The organism is Sphingomonas silueang (genome assembly GCF_040049155.1).
GTDB classification, from domain to species: domain Bacteria; phylum Pseudomonadota; class Alphaproteobacteria; order Sphingomonadales; family Sphingomonadaceae; genus Sphingomonas; species Sphingomonas silueang.
In genome coordinates this window covers 174,834-193,458 of sequence record NZ_JBDZDK010000003.1, presented here as the reverse complement: position 1 = coordinate 193,458, position 18,625 = coordinate 174,834, and the positions used below count along the sequence as shown (strand labels likewise).

Genomic DNA, 18,625 nt, shown 5'->3' with positions numbered 1-18,625 from the left:
GCCCGATGCGGATCATCTTCATGGGAACCCCGGCCTTTGCGGTGCCGGTCTTGCAGGCTTTGGTCGATGGCGGGCACGATGTCGTCGCGGCGTACAGCCAGCCGCCGCGCCGCGCGGGGCGGGGCAAGGCGCTGACCCCCTCGCCGGTGCAGCAACTGGCCGGGACGCTGGGGATCGCGGTGCGCACGCCGGTCAGCCTGAAACCGGCGGAGGAACAGGCGGCGTTCGCGGCGCTCGATGCCGATGTCGCGGTCGTCGCCGCCTATGGCCTGTTGCTGCCGCGCGCGGTGCTGGATGCGCCGCGGCTGGGGTGCCTGAACGTCCACGGCTCGCTGCTGCCGCGCTGGCGCGGGGCCGCGCCGATCCAGCGCGCGATCCTTGCCGGGGACGCCGAAACCGGGGTCGGCATCATGCAGATGGCGGCGGGGATGGATACCGGGCCGGTGCGGCTGGAGGAGCGGACCCCGATCGGCGACAAGACCGCCGGGGAACTGGCCGAGGAACTGAGCGCGATGGGCGCACGGCTGATGCTGGAAGTGCTGGTCGATCCCGATCGTCATCCCCCGGTCCCGCAGGCGGCAGAAGGCGTGACGCACGCCGCGAAGATCGACAAGGCGGAGGCGCGGCTGCGCTTCGACGGCAGCGCGGTACAGGCCGAGCGGCAGGTGCGTGCCTTCAACCCCGCCCCCGGTGCCTTTCTCGAAGTGCAGGGCGAGCGGATCAAGGTGCTGGCCGCCCATGTCGATCCGGACGCGACGGGCGGGGAACCGGGCACCGTCGTCGGCGGCGCGCTGGAGATCGCCTGTGCCGAGGGCGTGTTGATCCCCACCGCGGTCCAGCGCGCGGGGCGCAGCGCGACCTCTGCCGGGGAACTGCTGCGCGGCTTTCCGATCCCCGCGGGAACGCGCATCGCATGACCCGCTTCGCGCTGGTGGTCGAATATGACGGCCGCCCGTTCGTCGGCTGGCAGCGGCAGGCGGAGGGCGCGAGCGTGCAAGGTGCGATCGAACGGGCGCTGCGTGAGGTGACGCAGGAGGACGCCACCGTCCATGCCGCCGGGCGCACCGACGCCGGGGTTCATGCTACCGCGATGCGCGCGCACGTCGATGTCGCGAAAGCGATCGATCCCTTCCGGCTGCGCGAGGCGCTGAACGCCCGGCTGCCGCCCGATCCGGTGGCGATCCTCGATTGCGTCGCGGTTGCCGAAGACTGGCATGCGCGGTTCTCCTGCATCCGGCGGTCGTACGAATATCAGATCGTCAATCGCCGTGCGCCGCTGACGCACGACCGGGGGCTGGCGTGGCGGGTGCCGCAGCCGCTCGATGCGGGCGCGATGGCGGCGGCGGCGGCACGGCTGGTCGGGCGGCATGATTTCACGACCTTCCGCTCGGCGCATTGCCAGGCGGACAGCCCGCTGCGCACGCTCGACCGGCTGGAGGTGGTACAGGACGGCGACCGCATCGTCATCCACGCCGCCGCGCGCTCGTTCCTGCACCATCAGGTCCGCTCGATGGTCGGCTGCCTCGCGATGGTCGGGCGCGGCAGGCGCACACCCGACGACATGGCGGCGATCCTCGCCGCGCGCGATCGATCGATGCTGTGGCTGAACGCACCGCCCGACGGGCTGTTCTTCGTCGGCGCGGACTACTGACGCGAGAGGCGGGCGACTAGTTCGACATGGGTCGACCAGCGGAACTGGCCGACCGGCTGCACCCAGTCGATGCGATATCCCTGTTCGCACAACATCTTCGCATCGCGCGCGAAGCTGCTGGGATTGCACGAAACATAGGCGATCACCGGCACCTTCGCCTGCGCCAGCGTCGCGGCCTGTTCCCGCGCACCCGCGCGCGGCGGATCGAGAATCACCGCATCGAACCGATCGAGCTCGGCGGGGGTCAGCGGACGGCGGAACAGGTCGCGGTGGTCCGCCGCGACCGCGCGGCCCGCACGCGCCGCCGCCAGTTTCAGCGCCATGATCGCCTCGCGCCCCGCCTCCCCGGCATAGACCCTTGCGCTGGGGGCGCGGGTCAGGGTGAAGGTGCCCAGCCCGGCGAACAGATCGGCGACGATCCCCGCCTCGCCGATCGCCGCGTCCACCGCCGCGACCAACGCCGCCTCGCCGTCGTCGGTCGCCTGGAGGAAGCTGCCCGCCGGGAACGGCACCGGCACGCCGCCCAGCGTGAACGTCACCGGCTGCGGCTCCCAGCGTGCCTCCGCGCCATAGCCGTCGTCGATCGACAGCCGGGCGAGCCCATGCGCCTGCGCGAAGCCGGTCAGCCCCTCCGCCGCCGCCAGCCCTTCGGCGATCGGCCCGGCGATCAGCACGTCCGCCCCCTGATCCACCCGCGCCAGATGGACGTCGGCGCGTGCGCGATCCTTCAACGCCCGCGCCAGCAGCGCCCGCAGCGGCGCGACGAGCGCGAACAGTTCGGGAAGCAGCACATGGCATTCGTGCAGGTCGACGATCCGGTGGCTCGCCCCCTCGGTAAAGCCGAGCGTGACCGCCTTGCCTCGCCGCTCGGCATGGAGCGTTGCGCGGCGGCGGGTGCGCGGGGCGGACAGGACCGCCGGGCGGACGGTCGCCGCCAGCCCCTGTCCGGCCAGCGCGCCTGCCACGCGATCGGCGACGAAGGCGGCCTCGCTCGCTTCGTCGAGATGCTGGAGCTGGCACCCGCCGCAGCTCGGGAAATGGCGGCAGGGCGGCACCTGGCGGTGCGGTCCGGGGACGAGCGTGCCGTCGGCGAGCAGTCGGTCGCCGGGCGCGGCCAGCGCGGCATGGCGTCCGTCGCCCGTCACCCCGTCGCCGCGCGCCGCCACGCGCGTGATGATATCCGCCTCTACCGACATTCCGCGATCGCCCGTCCCAAATGGTCGACCAGCGCATCGGCGATGAACGCCGGTCCGGCAAGCCCTGCCGCACGCCCGTGCAGCCAGACGGCGGTCGCCGCCGCCCGTGCCCCATCGGGTTTCAGCCGCGCGGCGAGGATACCGGCCAGCACGTCGCCCGTCCCGGCGGTGGACAGCCAACTGGGCGCGTCGGCGGCGACGACGACCGTGCCGTCCGGGGCGGCGATCACGGTATCCGGTCCCTTGTGGACGATCGTCGCGCGCGCCTGCCGCGCGGCGGCAATGGTGCGGTCGAGCTTGTTGCCGGACGCATCGGGAAACATCCGCGAAAACTCGCCGCCATGCGGGGTGAGCCACGTCGGCGCGGTACGTCCGGCGATCCGTGCGACACCTTCCGCGCCGAGCAGCGACAGCGCGTCGCCGTCGACCACCAGCGGCGCGGCGCAGGCGAGCGCGGCATCGACCAGCCGGTGCGCGTCGTCATCGCGCCCCAACCCCGGCCCGACCAGCACGGCGGACAGGCGTTCGTCGCCGAGCAATGCCTGCAATGCGCCGTCGTCCGCAACGTCGCGGTGGACGAGCGCGTCGGGCCCGGCACCGTCGTCGCCGGTGAGCATCACATAACCCGCCCCCGCCGACAGCGCCGCCCGCGCCGCCAGCCGGGCCGCACCGGGCATCGCCCCGCCGAGCACCACGACCAGTCCGCGCGTATATTTATGCGCGTCGCGTGCGGGCGGCGCGATCATCGGGCGGGCGATCGTCCGCATGCGGATCGGCAACGCGATGCCGAGATCGGCAAGCCGGACGATGCCGCAGCGCCCCGTCGTGTGCACGGGTTTCAGCGCGCCCAGTGCGACGGTCAGGTCCGGGCGGACCGACCCGGCGAAGTTGTGGACCGCATCGGCATCACAGCCACTCGGCACATCGATCGCCACCACATAGTCCGCCGCCGCGCAGAGCCGGGCGAGCGGCGCCGCCACGTCGGGCGCGAGCGGGCGGGTGAGGCCGATGCCGAACAGGCCGTCCACCAGCACGGGGCACGGTTCGGCATCGGCGAGCGCGATGGTCGGCCCGTTCCAGCGCGCACGCATCCGGGCGGCGCTGCCGTCGGCGCGAGTCGGCAGGGCGGCGACGGTGACCGCCAACCCCCATTCTCGCAAAAACCGTGCGATGACAAAGCCATCACCGCCGTTGTTACCCGGCCCTGCGAGGATCAGCACCGCCCGCCCCAGCGCCACACGCAGTACCTCGCGGGCGACGGCCAGCCCGGCGCGCTCCATCAGCGCATCCTGATCGACCCCGGCGGCGAAGGCGGCTGCCTCCGCCGCGCGCATAGCGGCGGCGGACAGGATCGGCGCGGCAGGCGGCAGGCCGATCATCGCTTCGCGACCGGGCCGATCGTGGCGGGAAGGCGATAGCGCGCGCCGCCGATTGCGACCTCGATCGCGTCGCTGCCCACGATCGTCACCCGCGCGGGTTCGGCACCGTCCGCCGCGACGACGCCCTGCCCGTCCCGCGTGATGCGCAGGCGACGGAACCCGCCGTCCGCCTGTCGCACCGTGAGGATCGTGCCGTCGGCGGAAAGGGTCTGTTCGACGCTACAGGTCCGCGCCAGTGCCGCGTCAGGAGTGGCGGCGCACTCGACCAGTTCGCCAGCATCGGTCGCCGGATTGGCGGGAACCGCATCGTCCCCGCCGCACGCTGCCAGCGCCAGTGGCAACAGCAGCGCGCCGGAGCATTGTCCGACCCGCTTGCGCCACCCTGCCGACCGTTCGTGTCGAGCGCAGTCGAGACACCACAGGCTGCGCTCGCGGCACGTCCCTCGACTATGCTCGGGACGAACGGGAACGGGTGGCAGGGATCGGTCGGAAGATGCGCTAGATATCCGCATAGACATGACGTTCGGCCTTCGCCCCGGGGTGCGTCACCGCCCCCTGGTAGGCGGGGCCGACCGTCGTCGAATAGCGCCACAGCGCCCCCGATTGATAGTCGTTCGTGCGCGGCTGCCACCGTGCACGGCGTTCGGCCAGCACGTCGGCGGGAACGTCGAGGTCGATGTTCCCCGCTTCCGCATCGATGGTGATGATATCGCCATCCTCGACCAGCGCGATCGGGCCGCCCTCGGCCGCTTCCGGCCCGACATGGCCGATGCAGAAGCCGCGGGTCGCGCCGGAGAAACGCCCGTCGGTGATGAGCGCCACGCTCTCGCCCATGCCGAGGCCATAGAGCGCGGCGGTGGTGGACAGCATCTCGCGCATGCCCGGACCGCCCTTCGGCCCCTCATAGCGGATGACGACGACGGTGCCCTCGCGGATGTCGCGCGCCTCGACCGCGGCGAAGGCGTCCTCCTCGCAATCGAACACGCGCGCGGTGCCGGTGAATTGCAGCCGCTTCATGCCCGCGACCTTCACGATCGCGCCTTCGGGGGCGAGCGTGCCCTTGAGGCCCACCACGCCGCCGGTCGGCGACAGCGGGGTGGCGACGTCGTAGATGACCTTCTGGTCGGGGTTCCACGTCACCTCGGCGATGTTCTCGCCCAGCGTCTTCCCCGTCACGGTCATGCAGTCGCCGTCGAGCAGGCCGTTCGCCAGCATCGTCTTCATCAGCATGTAGACGCCGCCCGCCTCGTGCATGTCCTTGGCGACATACCTGCCGCCGGGCTTGAGGTCGGCGATGTAGGGCGTTGATTTGAAAGCCTCCGCCACGTCGAACAGATCGAAATCGATCCCCGCCTCGCTCGCCATCGCGGGCAGGTGCAGCGCGGCGTTGGTCGATCCGCCGGTCGCCGCCACGACGCGCGCGGCGTTGATGAAGGCGGCGCGCGTCGCAATGTCGCGCGGGCGCAGGTTCAGCCGGACCAGCTCCATCACCTGCCGTCCGGCGGCGACCGCGATCTCCTCGCGGCTGCGATAGGGGGCGGGCACCATGTTGGAATTGGGTAGCGACAGGCCGATCGCCTCGCCGACGCAGGCCATGGTGTTGGCGGTAAACTGTCCGCCGCAGGCACCATGGCCGGGGCAGGCGACCTTTTCGAGCGCGGTCAGCTCATGGACCGGACAGGTGCCCGCCGCATAGCGGCCGACCGCCTCGAACACGTCGACGACGGTCACGTCGCGATCCTCGAACCGGCCCGGCAGGATCGACCCGCCATAGACGAAGATCGACGGGACGTTCAGCCGCAGCATCGCCATCATCATGCCGGGCAGCGACTTGTCGCATCCCGCGAAGCCGACCAGCGCATCATAGCAATGGCCGCGCACCGACAGCTCGACCGAATCGGCGATGACCTCGCGGCTGACCAGCGAGGATTTCATCCCCTGATGCCCCATGGCGATGCCGTCGGTCACGGTGATGGTGTTGAACCGGCGCGGCATGCCGCCGCCCGCCACCACGCCGCCACGCGCGGCATCCGCCTGGAAATCGAGCGTAGTGTTGCACGGCGCGCTGTCGTTGCCCGCCGATGCCAGCGCCACGAACGGCTTGGCGATATCCTCCTCGGCGATACCCATCGCGTAATAATAGGAGCGGTGCGGCGCGCGTTCGGGGCCGACGGAAACATGGCGGCTGGGCAGCCGCGACTTGTCGAAGGTCTGGGTCATGGCGACAGCCTATTGCGCCGCAGACCCCTTCAACGCAAGACCATTGCGCACCGCCGCGATCATATCGGCGAGGATGCCCGTCCAGCGCGTCACGCCTGCCGGGTCGGCGATCAGGTCGTTGCGGACCTCGACCGAGAGGGACGCGATCCCCTGCGCCAGCGCATGGCGGTTGAGCGTCGCGTTGAGCAGCCGTCCGGAATAGGGTTCGTTGTCGCCGGTTTCGATCCCCTGCCCGCGCAACCGATCGATCGCGATCCGGGCGGCGCGATCGTCGCGGCCATAGAGGATGCCCGCATGCCATGGCCGGTCGATGCCGACCGTCGCCAGCCGCGGCGTGAAGCTGTGGATCGCGACGATCAGCGACGGGCGGTCGCGGCGCACCTGCGCGCGGATCGCGGCGTGGTAGGGCGCGTGGAACCGGGCGATGCGATCCGCGCGGTCGGCGGTGCGGTTGCCGGGGATGGCGTGGCCGTCGGACACCGCCGGGATCAGCGCGGGGTGATCGCTCTCGCGGTGCAGGTCTATGACGAGGCGCGAGACGGTGCCGAGGATCGCGGGCGCATCGATCGCCCGGGCAAGCGCACGGGTCAGCGGGTCCGCGCCCAGATCGACGCCGACATGCAACGCCAGCAGTTCGGGCGGGATCGCCACATCGTCCGGCACGGCGGCGGAAGCATGGTCGCACAGCAGCAGCGTGCGATGATCGCCGCCGGGGAGGTGCTCGGCGGCGATCATGCGACCAGGCGGACGGCGTCTGGCGAGGCCGTCCACGGACGTCCCGCTCCCGGCGTCTGATCCGCGCTTCCCACACAGCAAGGATCAGGCCAAGCGACCGCCCCTCCGGCAACCGTAGTAAGGCGTACCATGATGGCACGACGGCCTGTCATGCCAGTACCGTATCGAGACACCACCAGCCCGGCCGGGCGGCGGCGATGGTGCGGGCGGCGGCGGTGCAGTCCGCCGCATCGTCGAACAGCGCGAAGCAGGTGGCTCCCGATCCCGACATGCGTGCCAGCCGCACGCCGGGCTGTTCGCCGAGCATCGCCAGCACGTCGTCGATCGCCGGGGCCAGCGCGCGCGCGGGCGGTTCGAGGTCGTTGCGCCCCGCCAGCGCGATCGCCAGCGCGTCGCCGTCCGGCAACGGTCCGCGGTCCGTCCCGTCCCATGCGCGGAACACCGCCGCCGTCGACACGCCGACGTCGGGGTTCACCAGCAGCGCGGGCAATTGCGGCGCGTCGAGCGGTTCGAGCCGTTCGCCCCGCCCGCGCCCGATCATCGTCCGCCCGGCAAGGCAGGCGGGAACGTCCGATCCCAGCGCCACGGCGATGGCGACCAGTTGCGGCGCATCGCTCGTCACGCCCGCCTGCCGCGCCATGGCGCGCAGCGTCGCGGCGGCATCGGCCGACCCGCCGCCGATCCCCGATGCGACCGGCAGATGCTTGTCCAGCGTGATGGCGAGCGGCCTGCCGGGGCCGAAGGCGGCACGGAACGCATCGCGCGCGCGCGTCACCAGATTGTCGCCCTCGCCCGACAGCGTGGCCGCGAACGGGCCGGTGATCGCGAAGGAATCCGCCGCCGCCGGGGCGATCGTCACCCGGTCGCCGTCGCGCACGAACGCGAACAGCGTCTCGAGTTCGTGATAGCCGTCCGCGCGCCGCCCCCGGACATGGAGCGCGAGGTTGAGCTTGGCGGGGGCGTTCTCGACGATCATCGTCCGCCGCTTGCTACGAAGCCGGGCCGTTCGCAAGCTTGGCGGTGAGGCGCGCCTTGTCCGCCCCGTCCGCAAAGGTCGCGGCGGCGGTCCATGCATAGCGCGCCTCGATCCGGCGACCCGATGCCCAGTACACGTCGCCGAGATGCTCGTTGATCTCGAGATCGTCGGGCGCGGCGCGGGCGGCCTCCTCGATCAGCGGCAGCGCGGCGGCGACATCGCCCCGGCGGAACCGCGCCCAGCCGAGCGAATCGGTGATCGCCGCATCTTTGGGAGCAAGGCGATGCGCCTGTTCGAGCAGCACGGTGGCCTTCGCCATATCGCCGCCATGCTCGATCATCGCATAGCCGAGATAGTTGAGCACGCTCGGTTCCTGCGGCGCCAGCACCAGCGCCGCCTGCAACACCGGCAGCGCGGCAGCCCATTGCCCGGCCTGATCGAGCGCGGCGCCATATTGCAGCAGCAGCGTCCAGTCGGCCTGCGTCCCCAGCCGCCTGACCGCATCGGCATAGGCATCGGCGGCCTGACGCGCCATGCCTTCCTCCAGCAGCAGGTCGGCATAGCGGCGCTGCGCCGTGACGTCGGTCGCCGCGTGCGCCGCCGCCAGTCCGAGCGCGGCATCGATGTCGCCGCCGCGCGCGAGGATGTTGATCCGCAGCGCCGCCGCACTCGGCGCGAACGGATCGTCGGCGGGGATCGCCGCCAGCGCCGCCTGTGCCGCATCGTCCGCGCCGCTGCGCCCCAGCGCATCGGCCAGCGCGAGCCGCGCCCGGCTGTATCGGGGATCGAGCACCAGCGCGGCGCGGGTCAGCATGATCGCGAGCGGTTCGGTGCCTTCCGCCGACAGGTCGCCCGCCATCCGGGCATAGAGCCGCGAGATGCCGAAGCGGGCGTCGCCCTTCATGCCCCGCCCCAGCGTCGCCGCCGTGCGCGTCAGCACCGGATCGCTCCCGGCCAGCAGCGCCTGCGCCGCCGCCCGGTCGCCGCCGCGCGCCAGCAACTGCGCGGCGTTGAGCCGCAGGTCGAGGTCGCCGCCCTGCGTACCGAGCAGCGTGCGCAGCGCGACCAGCCCCTCCGCCTGGGTCGAACGGTCGGACAGGAGGCGCAGGGCGCGGTTCTCGGCGGCATAGCGCCGCCCGACCGCGCCGCCCGCCGCTTCGGCGGCAGCGGGCGGCGCGCCGGTCCATTCGGCCAGCATCGGCGCGAGGAAGGCGATCGGCGTGCCCTGCAACCGGGCGAGCGCGGTGCGCTGTCCGGCGGCATCGCGCGCGACCACCGCATCGGCAAAGGCCAGCAACTCGACATCGGCAGGTGCGACATCGGCGGCGCGCAGCACCGCGCCCGCACGGCGGACCAGCGCCATGTCGCCGCTCGCCAGCCCCTCGCGCAGCGCGCGCACCGCGATCACCGGATCGTCCGGACGGGCGGCCAGCGCCGCGCCATATTCCGCCGCGGCCTGCGTCACCTGCCCTTCGGCATCGGCGGCGCGGGCGCGGACATAGGCACGCAACGGATCGACCGGGGTCCGCGGCGTATCCGCGAACGCGGGCGTCGCCAGCATCGCCGCCAGCAGCGCGCCCAGACTACATGTTCGGATAATTCGGTCCTCCGCCGCCTTCCGGCACGACCCAGTTGATGTTCTGCGTCGGGTCCTTGATGTCGCACGTCTTGCAGTGCACGCAATTCTGCGCGTTGATGACGAATTTCGGTTGATCGGTATCCGCCCCCACGATCTCGTAAACCCCCGCCGGGCAATAACGTTGCGCCGGTTCGTCATAGAGCGGCAGGTCGTAGGCGACCGGGACGTCCGGGTCCTTCAGCGTCAGGTGGACCGGCTGATCCTCCTCATGGTTGGTGTTCGACAGGAACACCGACGACAGCCGGTCGAAGCTGAGCACCCCGTCGGGCTTCGGATAGGCGATCGGCTGCACCTGATCCTTGCGCCACAGGCTTTCGTGATCGGGGTGGTGATCCATGGTGAAGGGCATGCGCAGGCCCAGATGCTCCGCCCACATCGTCGCATTGGCGAGGCCGGAGCCGACGAAATCGCCGAACTTCTTGACCAGCGGCACCACGTTGCGGACCTTGCGCAGCTCCTCATACACCCAGCTCGCTTCATAGGCGGCGGGGTATGCGGTCAGTTCGTCGCCCTGCCGCCCGTCGCGGATCGCGGCGAAGGCGGCCTCGGCGGCCATCATGCCCGATTTCATCGCGGTATGGATGCCCTTGATCCGCGGCACGTTCAGGAACCCCGCCGAACAGCCGATCAGCACGCCGCCCGGATAGGTGAGCCTGGGCACCGACTGCCACCCGCCGTCGTTGATCGCGCGCGCGCCATAGGACACGCGCTTGCCGCCCTTCAGGATCGCCGCGATCGCCGGATGGGTCTTCCACCGCTGCATCTCTTGGAACGGCGAGAGATAGGGGTTGGCGTAGTTCAGCCACGTCACGAAGCCCAGTGCCACCTGCCCGTTGGCCTGGTGATACAGGAACCCGCCGCCGTTCGACCCGCGCGTTTCGCTCAGCGGCCAGCCCTGGGTATGGATCACCCGGCCCGGTACGTGGTTTTCCGCCGGAATGTCCCACAATTCCTTGATGCCGAGGCCATAGACCTGCGGCTGGCTGTCCTTCGCCAGATCGAAGGTGCGGATGATCTGCTTCGACAGGTGCCCGCGCACCCCTTCGGCGAGGAACAGGTACTTGGCGTGCAGCTCGAGGCCGGGCTGCCAGTCGGGCTTGCGCGTGCCGTCGCGCGCCACGCCCATGTCGCCGGTCGCGACGCCCTTTACCGATCCGTCGTCGTGATAGAGGATCTCCGCCGCCGCGAAGCCGGGGAAGATCTCGACGCCCAGCCCCTCCGCCTGTTCCGCCAGCCAGCGGGTCAGATTGCCGAGCGATCCGGTGTAGGTGCCCCTGTTCTGCATGAACGGCGGCAGGATGCGGTGCGACACCTCGCTGCTGCCGGTTTCGCTCAGCAGCCAGTGGTGGTTCTCGGTAACGGGCACCTCGGCCATCGGGCAGCTCATGGTCCGCCATTCGGGCAGCAGTTCGTCGATCGCGCGCGGATCGAACACCGCGCCCGACAGGATGTGCGCGCCGACTTCCGACCCCTTTTCCAGCACGCAGACCGCGATCTCGTCGCCGGTTTCCGCCGCCATCTGCTTCAGCCGGATCGCCGCCGACAGACCGGCCGGCCCCGCGCCGACGATCACGACGTCATAGGGCATCGATTCCCGTTCGCTCATCTCACACCCCCGTCTCTGGCGGCGGCGCACCTGCCGCCCCTGTCGTCGCGTGCAGGCAACGACTTGTCCTTCTCCCCGATTTGGACAGATTGACGGGGAGGTCAAGGACAGCCTTAACGGCGGCATGGGGGCGGACCAGCATATCGATTGGCACGGACAGGCGGCGAGCGTGCTGGAATGGTGGCGCGACGCCGGGGTCGATGTGCTGGTCGAGGACGATCTGCGCGACTGGTTCGCCGCCCCCGCATCCCCGGCCGCCGCGCCGGCCGCAGCCGCCCCCGCTCCTCCTCCCGCAGCGGTAGTGCCCGACACGCTCGACGCCTTTCTCGCATGGCGGATGGGCGAGCATGCGCCCGAGGAACGCTGGAACGCTTATCGCCTGCCCGTGGCGATCCGGGCGGGCGCACCGCTGATGATCGTCACCGACCTGCCAGAGGAAAGCGATTCGGAGGCGGGGGCATGGATGACCGGACCGGTCGGCATGCTGCTCGACCGGATGCTCGCCGCGTGCGGCCTTGCGCGCGCGGACGTGGCGATCGCCGGAGTCGCCTGGGCGAGGCCGCTGTCGGGGCGCATCCCGATGGGCGCGACCGATACGCTGGCCGATCTCGCCCGCCGCCTCGTCACCCTTGCCGAACCGCGCCGCGTGCTGCTGTTCGGGCCGGAGGCGTGCCAGGCGATCCTGGGGGCCGACGGGCGGCGCGGCGGTTTACGCGCGCTTAACCACGGCGGGCTATCCTGCCCGACCATCGCCACCCTGCACCCGCGATTCCTGCTGGAGCGACCGCAATACAAGGGCGAGGCGTGGCGGGACCTGCAGTTGCTTTTCAGGGAAACCGACGCATGAGACTTGCCCCACTCGTGTTCGCGGCGCTGATGTTGCCCGCCCTGTCCACCCCCGCGCTGGCCGGGGACGATATTCCCCGCCGGTCGGGCGCAAGCGTCGCCCTTGCGCCGGAACCGCGCATCCCGGCCCAGCTGGCCGATGACGAGCGCGAGGCATATCGCGCGGTGTTCGCCGCGATCCGTGCGGGCGCATGGGCCGATGCCCGGCTCCGGCTGGACGCGATGAAGCCCGGCCCGCTCCACGCCATCGCGCGCGCCGAACTCTATACCGCCAAGGGTTCGCCCAGGGTCGAGCTGCCGCAACTTGCCGCGCTGCTGGCCGAGGCGCCCGACCTGCCGCATGCGCCCGATCTCGCCCGGCTGGCGAAGCTGCGCGGGGCCGACGTCCTGCCCGAACTGCCAGCACAACAGCGGCTGGTGTGGTTCGACGCCGCACCCGTCCGCGTCCGCGCCAGGGCGGTGCGCAGCGACGCCGCCGCCGCGCAGCTGCTGGAGGCGATGAAGCCCTATGTGAAGGCCGACGACGGTGCCGCCGCCGAGGCGCTGATCGCGACCCGCGCCGCCGACCTGACGGCCGAGGCGCTGACCGAGATGCAGGGCCGGGTCGCGTGGATCTATTTCGTCGCGGGCGACGATGCCAATGCCCGGCGGCTGGCGGCGGTGGCGCAGCGCGGCAGCGGCGACTGGGCGGCGCAGGCCGACTGGACTCAGGGGCTGGCGGCATGGCGGCAGCAGGATTGCGCCGCCGCGCAGACCGCCTTCGCCAGCGTGGCACAGCGCGCGACCGACACCGAACTGCGCTCCGCCGGGCTGTACTGGGCGACGCGCGCCGACATCGCCTGCGCCCGCCCCGATCTGGTACAGGCCCGGCTCCAGACCGCCGCGCAATATGGCGAGACCTATTACGGACTGCTCGCGCGGCAGGCGCTGGGACTGGTCGAGCCGAAGGGCGGGACGACCGCGCCCGTCACCGCCGACTGGCGCACGCTGGAACGCCGCCCCAATGTGAAGGTCGCCGCCGCGCTGGTCGAGGTGGGCGAGGACGCTCTGGCCGACAAGGTGCTGCGGCATCAGGCGCGGATCGGCGGCGCGGAGGATTATGCCGCGCTGACCCGCCTGTCGGGCAATCTCAACCTGCCCGCGACGCAGCTGTGGCTGTCGCACAACGGCCCGCAGGGCGCGCGCCCGCTGACCGAGGCGCGCTATCCCGCGCCCGACTGGACGCCCGAGGGCGGCTGGCGCGTCGACAAGGCGCTGGTGTTCGCCCACACGCTTCAGGAATCGCGCTTCAATGCCGATGTGGTCAGCCCGGCGGGGGCCAAGGGGCTGATGCAGGTCCGCCCCGGCGCACTGGCCGACTATGCCCGCGCCCATGGCCTGACGCTGGACAAGGCGTCGCTTGCCAAGCCGCAGATCAACATGGCGGTGGGTCAGGGCTATCTCGAACAGCTGCGCGACCGCCCGTTTACCGGCGGGCTGCTGCCCAAGGTCATCGCCGCGTATAATGCGGGGCCGACCCCGGTGGAGGCATGGAACCTGCAATCGCGCGACGGCGGCGATCCGCTGCTCTACATCGAATCGATCCCGTTCTGGGAGACGCGCGGCTATGTGATGACGGTGCTGCGCAACTACTGGATGTACGAGAAGCAGGCGGGCAAGGCCTCTGCCAGCCGCGCCGCGCTGGCGCAGGGGATGTGGCCGAAGTTCCCCGGCCTGCCCGGTGCCGCCGCGGTGCGGGTGGTCGCGGGCGTCGCGAAGCGGGTCGCCGATGCCAATTGACGAAGCCCGTGCGTTCGTTCCGGTGCGGATCGCGGTGCTGACGGTGTCCGACACGCGCGGACTGGCGGAGGATCGCTCCGGCGATACGCTGGTCGCGCGGATCACCGGTGCGGGGCATATCCTCGCCGATCGCGCGATCGTGCGCGACGATGTGGAGACGATCGTCGCGCGACTGCATGCGTGGATCGACGATCCGCAGGTCGATTGCATCGTCACCACCGGCGGCACCGGCGTGACCGGTCGCGACGTGACGCCCGAGGCGGTCGAGGCGGTCGCGACCAAGCTGATCCCCGGTTTCGGCGAGCTGTTCCGCTGGCAGAGTTACGCCAAGATCGGCACCTCGACCATCCAGTCGCGCGCCACCGCCTGTGTCGCGCGCGGCACCTATGTCTTCGCGCTGCCCGGCTCCACGGGCGCGGTGAAGGACGGGTGGGACGGCATCCTCGCCGAACAGCTCGACATCCGCCACCGCCCCTGCAACTTCGTCGAGCTGATGCCGCGCCTGCTGGAGCGGTAACCGGACGCGCGCTACTTCTTCGCCGCGGCGCGCTTCTCCTCGATGAACTTCGCGAGCTGACCGTCGAGCTGGGTGTACCAGTCGACCAGTTCGGCGAACTGCGCCTGGCTCATGCCGCCGACCACGGTCGCGTCGATCGCCTCGCGCATGTCGCCGTCGCTGTCGATCCAGACCTTCAGGAACCGGTAGCGGTTGTTCCATTCGTTGGCGAGCGCGGGGGTGAGCAGCGGGTCCTTCTTGTACCACGACCAGATCTGGAACGACTTGCAGTCCTTCAGCCCGTCGCACTCGAAGAAGTCGATCGTGAAGTTCGCGCCGTTGGTCGCGCTCTGGACATAGGGCTCGCCCGATTTGTTGACCTTGACCTCGGCCTTGTACCCCGCCGTCCTGAGCGCCGCCGCGACATTGCCCGGCTGGCGCAGGTCGGCAGGCTCCGCCGCCTGCGCACCCAGCATCGCCAGCACACCCATCACCGTAACGATCATCCCGATTCCCCCGTTTCAGCCCCGCCCCGTCCTATCGCATCATCCGGCGTCCGCCACCATCGCCGCCAGCACATGGCCGTCGGGATCACGGAAATGGAACCGCCGCCCGCCGGGAAAGGCGAAGACCGGCTGCACCACCGTGCCGCCCGCCGCCTCGACCGCCGCCAGCGTCGCCTCCAGGTCCGCGACCTCGATCACCGGCAGCAGCGTGGTGAGCGTGGTATCGGCATCCAGCCCGACGTCGGTATCGCCGGTCGTCGTCGCGGCATAATCCGGCCCGAAGTCGGTAAACGTCCAGCCGAGCGCCGCCGTGTAGAACGCCTTTGCCGCGCCGGTCGAACCGACCGGCAGTTCCAGATAGTTGAGCCGTGCCATATCGCCCCCCTGTTCTTGATTCGTTCATGCTACCGCAGGCGTGGCAGCCGATGCAAGCGCGTCCATCAGCGCCCTCCGGACAGCCCGCCGTCACTTCCTCCGGCGAATCGCCCCCAATTCCGGGGTTCATCGGGCAGGATGGCAAGCGCGTGGCGGGCGAGCGACCTGACCTCGTCCCAGCGCGGATCGTGGAACAACGCTTCCCGCCGCCAGAATGCCGCGTTCGCCTCCCCGCTCCACCGCACCAGCGACGCATCGAGCGGACGGATCGCAGCCGCCTCCGCCTCGCTCAGTTCGTCATGCGCGATCATGTCGTTCGCAGCCATGAAGATGTCGTCGAGCCCGATGGCGAGTTCGTCGTTGCCATAGGCCGCCGCCGACCCGCCCCCGGTCAGACGGACGAACATCGCGTCGAGACAGGCGACCTGCTCTGGCGCAGGCGCGGCCAGTTGCCGCACCGCTTCGCGCAACAGTTGATATCGGCTCGGCACAGCCGAACCTACCGCACCGCCCACGCGGCGCAAGCGGAACCGGCGCTTGCCGTTTTGTTCGATATATGTTCTCTCACTCTCCATGAAGATCGCGGGACGAGGTGCTACCGTCAATGCAGCAAGCAGCCGCTTCGCCCTGCCCGAGCGTGAGGCCGACGGCGACTGGCTCGACTGGCGCGAGACGGTGGACGGCGCACTGCCGGTGCCGCGGACCAGTGTGACGGTCGAGCGACCGCGCACGATCCTTGCCCGCAACGCCTCGCCCGACATTCCCTTCGACCGTTCGATCAACCCCTATCGCGGCTGCGAGCATGGCTGCATCTATTGCTTCGCACGACCCACGCATGCCTATCACGACCTCTCCCCCGGCCTCGATTTCGAGACGCGGCTGTTCGCCAAGCCCGATGCCGCCGCGCTGCTCCGCGCCGAACTGGGCAAGCCGGGCTACAGCGTCCGCCCGATCGCGATGGGCACCAACACCGATCCCTATCAGCCGATCGAGCGCGAATGGCGGATCACGCGCGATTGCATCGCGGTGCTGGCCGAGACGCGCCATCCGCTGACCATCACCACCAAGTCCGACCGGGTGGTCCGCGACCTCGACCTGCTGGGCGGGATGGCGGCGCAGGGGCTGGTGTCGGTGACGCTCTCGGTCACGTCGCTCGACCCGGCGATCGCCCGGACGCTCGAACCGCGCGCGCCGCATCCCGAAAAGCGGCTGGCGGCGGTGGCGGCGCTGTCGGCGGCGGGCGTGCCGACCTATGTGTCGATCTCGCCGGTCATTCCCGCGATCACCGATCATGAGGTCGAGCATCTGATCGAGCGTGCCGCGCGGGCCGGGGCGCGCGCCGCCTATTTCCTGCCGGTGCGGCTGCCGCATGAGGTGGCGCCGCTGTTCCGCGCGTGGCTGGACGCACATTTCCCCGATCGCGCGGGCAAGGTGATGGCGACGATCCGGGACTTGCGCGGCGGGCGCGACAACGACCCCGGTTTCCATTCGCGGATGCGGGGGCAAGGTCCATGGGCAGAGCTGCTCGCCACGCGCTTCGCCATCGCCTGTCGCCGCCACGGGCTGACCCGGCGGGGCACGCCGCTGCGCTGCGACCTGTTCCGCCCGCCTGCGGGCGCGCAGGGCGAATTGTTCTGAGCGGCATCCACGGAACCGTTGCCCTATCGCAACGTATTCGCCGGGAGGAAGCGACAGGGACAGGACGGATGACGGCAGGGAAATGGACGGCGGCGATGCTGGTCGCGGCAAGCGTGGCGGCCCCGGCGGCGGCACAGCAGACGCGATCGATCTCGCAGAGCGACCGGGCACAGGGCGCGCAGGCCAATCCGCAGCTCGTCGCGCAATATGGCGGCAAGTACAGTGGCCCGCAGGCGGCCTATGTCGAGCGCGTCGGCAAGCGCGTCGCGGTGCAGTCCGGCTTGTCGAACGCCAGCGGCGACTTCACCGTCACGCTGCTCAATTCGCCGGTCGAGAACGCCTTCGCCATCCCCGGCGGCTATGTCTATGTGACGCGCCAGCTGCTGGCGCTGATGAACAGCGAGGCGGAGCTGGCGGCGGTGCTGGGGCATGAGGTCGGCCATGTCGCCGCGCGGCACAGCAATTCACGCAGCACGCGATCCACGATCGGCAGCCTGTTCGCGGCGGGCCTCGGCGCGCTGACCGGCAGCGACATCCTCGGCCGGGTGGCCGGGATCGGGTCGCAGCTCTACACCCTGTCCTACAGCCGCAGCCAGGAATATCAGGCCGACCAGTTCGGCGTGCGCTACGCGACCGCCGCGGGCTATGCCCCGATCGGCATGGCCGAGGCGCTGGCGCAGCTGAACGAGGCGCAGGGGCTGGCGGCGCAGACCTCGGGCCGCGGCGGCAATGCCACGCCGACATGGATGAGCACCCATCCCAACGGCGCGGAACGGGTCCGCCGCGCCGAGGGACTGGCGCGGCAGGCGGGCGGTGCCGCCGCCCCGGCGCAGGACGTGACCTATCTGCGGATGCTCGACGGGCTGCGCTATGACGACGATCCTGCACAGGGGGTGATCGAGGGCAGCACCTTCCGCCATCCGGGCTTGCGCATCCGCTTCACCGCGCCGACCGGCTATGCGATGGCCAACGGCACTGATGCGGTATCGATCAGCGGCCAGGGCGGGCAGGCGGAGTTCCGCATGGCCGCGGCAGGCGATCCGGCCAACGTCGCGCAGCAGCGGCTGACCGCGCTGGGCGCGACCGCCGTCGGCGAGCCGCAGCGGACGCGGATCAACGGCACCGAAGTCGCGATCGCGACCACCCGCGCCACCGCCAACAATCGCGCGGTGGACGTGACGATCGCCGCCTATCGCTATCCCTCCGCGACCTATTATTTCCAGATCGTCACGCCCGCGGGCCAGGGCATCGGACCGTTCGAGCCGCTGCTGAACAGCTTGGCCCCGCTCAGCCAGGCGGAGGCGCAGGCGATCACCGGCAAGCGCATCCGCATCGCCACCGTGCGCGCCAGCGACACGATCGACAGCCTGTCGCGCCAGATGGCCTATCCGGATTTCCAGCGCGAGCGGTTCCTGACACTGAACGGACTCGGCGACGACGCGCGGCTGGTGCCGGGGCAGCTGGTAAAGCTGGTGGTGCGGGGGTGACATATTCCCCCGCCGGGAAGGATTCGTCCGCGACGGTCCTTTCCCGTACCCCCGCGCAGGCGGGGGTCCAGGAGCCACGGACGCAAGCCGTTGTTG

Annotated in this window: 18 protein-coding genes; 7 read left to right on the top strand and 11 right to left on the bottom strand. The window is 70.8% G+C overall.

Annotated features, from left to right (window positions below):
* The first annotated feature begins 5 nt into the window (after window positions 1–5).
* Both fmt and truA read left to right on the top strand, forming a co-directional pair.
* Window positions 6–917: a methionyl-tRNA formyltransferase gene (gene fmt, locus ABLE43_RS04635; RefSeq protein ID WP_348977309.1), complete on the top strand. Its 912-nt coding sequence runs from the start codon at window positions 6–8 to the stop codon at window positions 915–917.
* Window positions 914–1,651: a tRNA pseudouridine(38-40) synthase TruA gene (truA, locus tag ABLE43_RS04630; protein WP_348977308.1), complete on the top strand. Its 738-nt coding sequence runs from the start codon at window positions 914–916 to the stop codon at window positions 1,649–1,651. Before fmt ends, truA begins: the two co-directional genes overlap by 4 nt.
* Here the strand turns inward: truA and ABLE43_RS04625 are convergent.
* From ABLE43_RS04625 to ABLE43_RS04590, 8 genes are all read right to left on the bottom strand, one after another.
* Window positions 1,645–2,847, bottom strand: coding sequence for a class I SAM-dependent RNA methyltransferase (locus ABLE43_RS04625; protein WP_348977307.1), 1,203 nt, complete (start codon window positions 2,845–2,847; stop codon window positions 1,645–1,647). The genes truA and ABLE43_RS04625 overlap by 7 nt on opposite strands.
* Window positions 2,838–4,226, bottom strand: a complete 1,389-nt coding sequence (locus ABLE43_RS04620) for an NAD(P)H-hydrate dehydratase (protein WP_348977306.1) — start codon at window positions 4,224–4,226, stop codon at window positions 2,838–2,840. Before ABLE43_RS04620 ends, ABLE43_RS04625 begins: the two co-directional genes overlap by 10 nt.
* Window positions 4,223–4,567, bottom strand: a complete 345-nt coding sequence (locus tag ABLE43_RS04615; protein WP_348977305.1) for a hypothetical protein — start codon at window positions 4,565–4,567, stop codon at window positions 4,223–4,225. Before ABLE43_RS04615 ends, ABLE43_RS04620 begins: the two co-directional genes overlap by 4 nt.
* A 157-nt stretch (window positions 4,568–4,724) precedes the next feature.
* Window positions 4,725–6,446 carry a dihydroxy-acid dehydratase gene (gene ilvD, locus ABLE43_RS04610; RefSeq protein WP_348977304.1) on the bottom strand — a complete coding sequence of 574 codons (1,722 nt, stop codon included), beginning with the start codon at window positions 6,444–6,446 and terminating at the stop codon, window positions 4,725–4,727.
* A gap of 9 nt (window positions 6,447–6,455) precedes the next feature.
* Window positions 6,456–7,181 carry an N-formylglutamate amidohydrolase gene (locus tag ABLE43_RS04605; RefSeq protein ID WP_348977303.1) on the bottom strand — a complete coding sequence of 242 codons (726 nt, stop codon included), beginning with the start codon at window positions 7,179–7,181 and terminating at the stop codon, window positions 6,456–6,458.
* 148 nt (window positions 7,182–7,329) lie between these two features.
* The gene (locus ABLE43_RS04600) at window positions 7,330–8,157 is read right to left on the bottom strand and encodes a 4-(cytidine 5'-diphospho)-2-C-methyl-D-erythritol kinase (RefSeq protein ID WP_348977302.1); all 828 of its coding nucleotides are present in this window, start codon (window positions 8,155–8,157) and stop codon (window positions 7,330–7,332) included.
* A gap of 13 nt (window positions 8,158–8,170) precedes the next feature.
* A complete protein-coding gene (locus ABLE43_RS04595; RefSeq protein ID WP_348977301.1) occupies window positions 8,171–9,718 on the bottom strand; it encodes a hypothetical protein in 1,548 nt (515 codons plus the stop codon).
* Window positions 9,719–9,740: 22 nt separating this feature from the next.
* The gene (locus ABLE43_RS04590) at window positions 9,741–11,402 is read right to left on the bottom strand and encodes an electron transfer flavoprotein-ubiquinone oxidoreductase (protein ID WP_348977300.1); all 1,662 of its coding nucleotides are present in this window, start codon (window positions 11,400–11,402) and stop codon (window positions 9,741–9,743) included.
* A gap of 124 nt (window positions 11,403–11,526) precedes the next feature.
* Here ABLE43_RS04590 and ABLE43_RS04585 point away from each other — a divergent pair, with 124 nt between their 5' ends.
* The 3 genes from ABLE43_RS04585 to moaB are packed head-to-tail and all read left to right on the top strand — an operon-like array spanning window position 11,527 to window position 14,544.
* Window positions 11,527–12,249: a uracil-DNA glycosylase family protein gene (locus ABLE43_RS04585; RefSeq protein WP_348977299.1), complete on the top strand. Its 723-nt coding sequence runs from the start codon at window positions 11,527–11,529 to the stop codon at window positions 12,247–12,249.
* Window positions 12,246–14,027 carry a lytic transglycosylase domain-containing protein gene (locus ABLE43_RS04580; protein WP_348977298.1) on the top strand — a complete coding sequence of 594 codons (1,782 nt, stop codon included), beginning with the start codon at window positions 12,246–12,248 and terminating at the stop codon, window positions 14,025–14,027. Before ABLE43_RS04585 ends, ABLE43_RS04580 begins: the two co-directional genes overlap by 4 nt.
* Window positions 14,017–14,544: a molybdenum cofactor biosynthesis protein B gene (gene moaB / locus ABLE43_RS04575; RefSeq protein ID WP_348977297.1), complete on the top strand. Its 528-nt coding sequence runs from the start codon at window positions 14,017–14,019 to the stop codon at window positions 14,542–14,544. The genes ABLE43_RS04580 and moaB overlap by 11 nt, the downstream gene beginning before the upstream one ends.
* Window positions 14,545–14,555: 11 nt before the next feature.
* Here the strand turns inward: moaB and ABLE43_RS04570 are convergent, their stop codons facing one another.
* The 3 genes from ABLE43_RS04570 to ABLE43_RS04560 all read right to left on the bottom strand — a co-directional run bounded on the left by ABLE43_RS04570 (window position 14,556) and on the right by ABLE43_RS04560 (window position 15,895).
* Window positions 14,556–15,029 (bottom strand): YbjN domain-containing protein, encoded by a 474-nt coding sequence (locus ABLE43_RS04570; protein WP_348977296.1) that lies wholly within the window; start codon window positions 15,027–15,029, stop codon window positions 14,556–14,558.
* 39 nt (window positions 15,030–15,068) lie between these two features.
* Entirely contained in the window at window positions 15,069–15,404 is a 336-nt protein-coding gene (locus ABLE43_RS04565) for a VOC family protein (protein ID WP_348977295.1), read from the bottom strand.
* A gap of 65 nt (window positions 15,405–15,469) precedes the next feature.
* Window positions 15,470–15,895 carry a hypothetical protein gene (locus tag ABLE43_RS04560; protein WP_348977294.1) on the bottom strand — a complete coding sequence of 142 codons (426 nt, stop codon included), beginning with the start codon at window positions 15,893–15,895 and terminating at the stop codon, window positions 15,470–15,472.
* A gap of 82 nt (window positions 15,896–15,977) precedes the next feature.
* Between ABLE43_RS04560 and ABLE43_RS04555 the strand changes: the two genes are divergently transcribed.
* Entirely contained in the window at window positions 15,978–17,042 is a 1,065-nt protein-coding gene (locus ABLE43_RS04555) for a PA0069 family radical SAM protein (protein ID WP_348977293.1), read from the top strand.
* A gap of 68 nt (window positions 17,043–17,110) precedes the next feature.
* Entirely contained in the window at window positions 17,111–18,529 is a 1,419-nt protein-coding gene (locus tag ABLE43_RS04550) for a M48 family metalloprotease (RefSeq protein WP_348977292.1), read from the top strand.
* Window positions 18,530–18,625 lie beyond the last annotated feature (96 nt).

Bases quoted from the DNA above. Each gene is read 5' to 3' on its own strand.
- ABLE43_RS04605 (WP_348977303.1), bottom strand. From the start codon at position 7,181: ATGATCGCCGCCGAGCACCTCCCCGGCGGCGATCATCGCACGCTGCTG.
- ABLE43_RS04595 (WP_348977301.1), bottom strand. From the start codon at position 9,718: ATGCTGGCGACGCCCGCGTTCGCGGATACGCCGCGGACCCCGGTCGAT.
- ABLE43_RS04570 (WP_348977296.1), bottom strand. From the start codon at position 15,029: ATGATCGTTACGGTGATGGGTGTGCTGGCGATGCTGGGTGCGCAGGCG.
- ilvD (WP_348977304.1), bottom strand. From the start codon at position 6,446: ATGACCCAGACCTTCGACAAGTCGCGGCTGCCCAGCCGCCATGTTTCC.
- moaB (WP_348977297.1), top strand. From the start codon at position 14,017: ATGCCAATTGACGAAGCCCGTGCGTTCGTTCCGGTGCGGATCGCGGTG.
- ABLE43_RS04620 (WP_348977306.1), bottom strand. From the start codon at position 4,226: ATGATCGGCCTGCCGCCTGCCGCGCCGATCCTGTCCGCCGCCGCTATG.
- ABLE43_RS04625 (WP_348977307.1), bottom strand. From the start codon at position 2,847: ATGTCGGTAGAGGCGGATATCATCACGCGCGTGGCGGCGCGCGGCGAC.
- ABLE43_RS04585 (WP_348977299.1), top strand. From the start codon at position 11,527: ATGGGGGCGGACCAGCATATCGATTGGCACGGACAGGCGGCGAGCGTG.
- fmt (WP_348977309.1), top strand. From the start codon at position 6: ATGCGGATCATCTTCATGGGAACCCCGGCCTTTGCGGTGCCGGTCTTG.
- ABLE43_RS04550 (WP_348977292.1), top strand. From the start codon at position 17,111: ATGACGGCAGGGAAATGGACGGCGGCGATGCTGGTCGCGGCAAGCGTG.
- ABLE43_RS04590 (WP_348977300.1), bottom strand. From the start codon at position 11,402: ATGAGCGAACGGGAATCGATGCCCTATGACGTCGTGATCGTCGGCGCG.
- ABLE43_RS04580 (WP_348977298.1), top strand. From the start codon at position 12,246: ATGAGACTTGCCCCACTCGTGTTCGCGGCGCTGATGTTGCCCGCCCTG.
- truA (WP_348977308.1), top strand. From the start codon at position 914: ATGACCCGCTTCGCGCTGGTGGTCGAATATGACGGCCGCCCGTTCGTC.
- ABLE43_RS04600 (WP_348977302.1), bottom strand. From the start codon at position 8,157: ATGATCGTCGAGAACGCCCCCGCCAAGCTCAACCTCGCGCTCCATGTC.
- ABLE43_RS04555 (WP_348977293.1), top strand. From the start codon at position 15,978: ATGAAGATCGCGGGACGAGGTGCTACCGTCAATGCAGCAAGCAGCCGC.
- ABLE43_RS04565 (WP_348977295.1), bottom strand. From the start codon at position 15,404: ATGGCACGGCTCAACTATCTGGAACTGCCGGTCGGTTCGACCGGCGCG.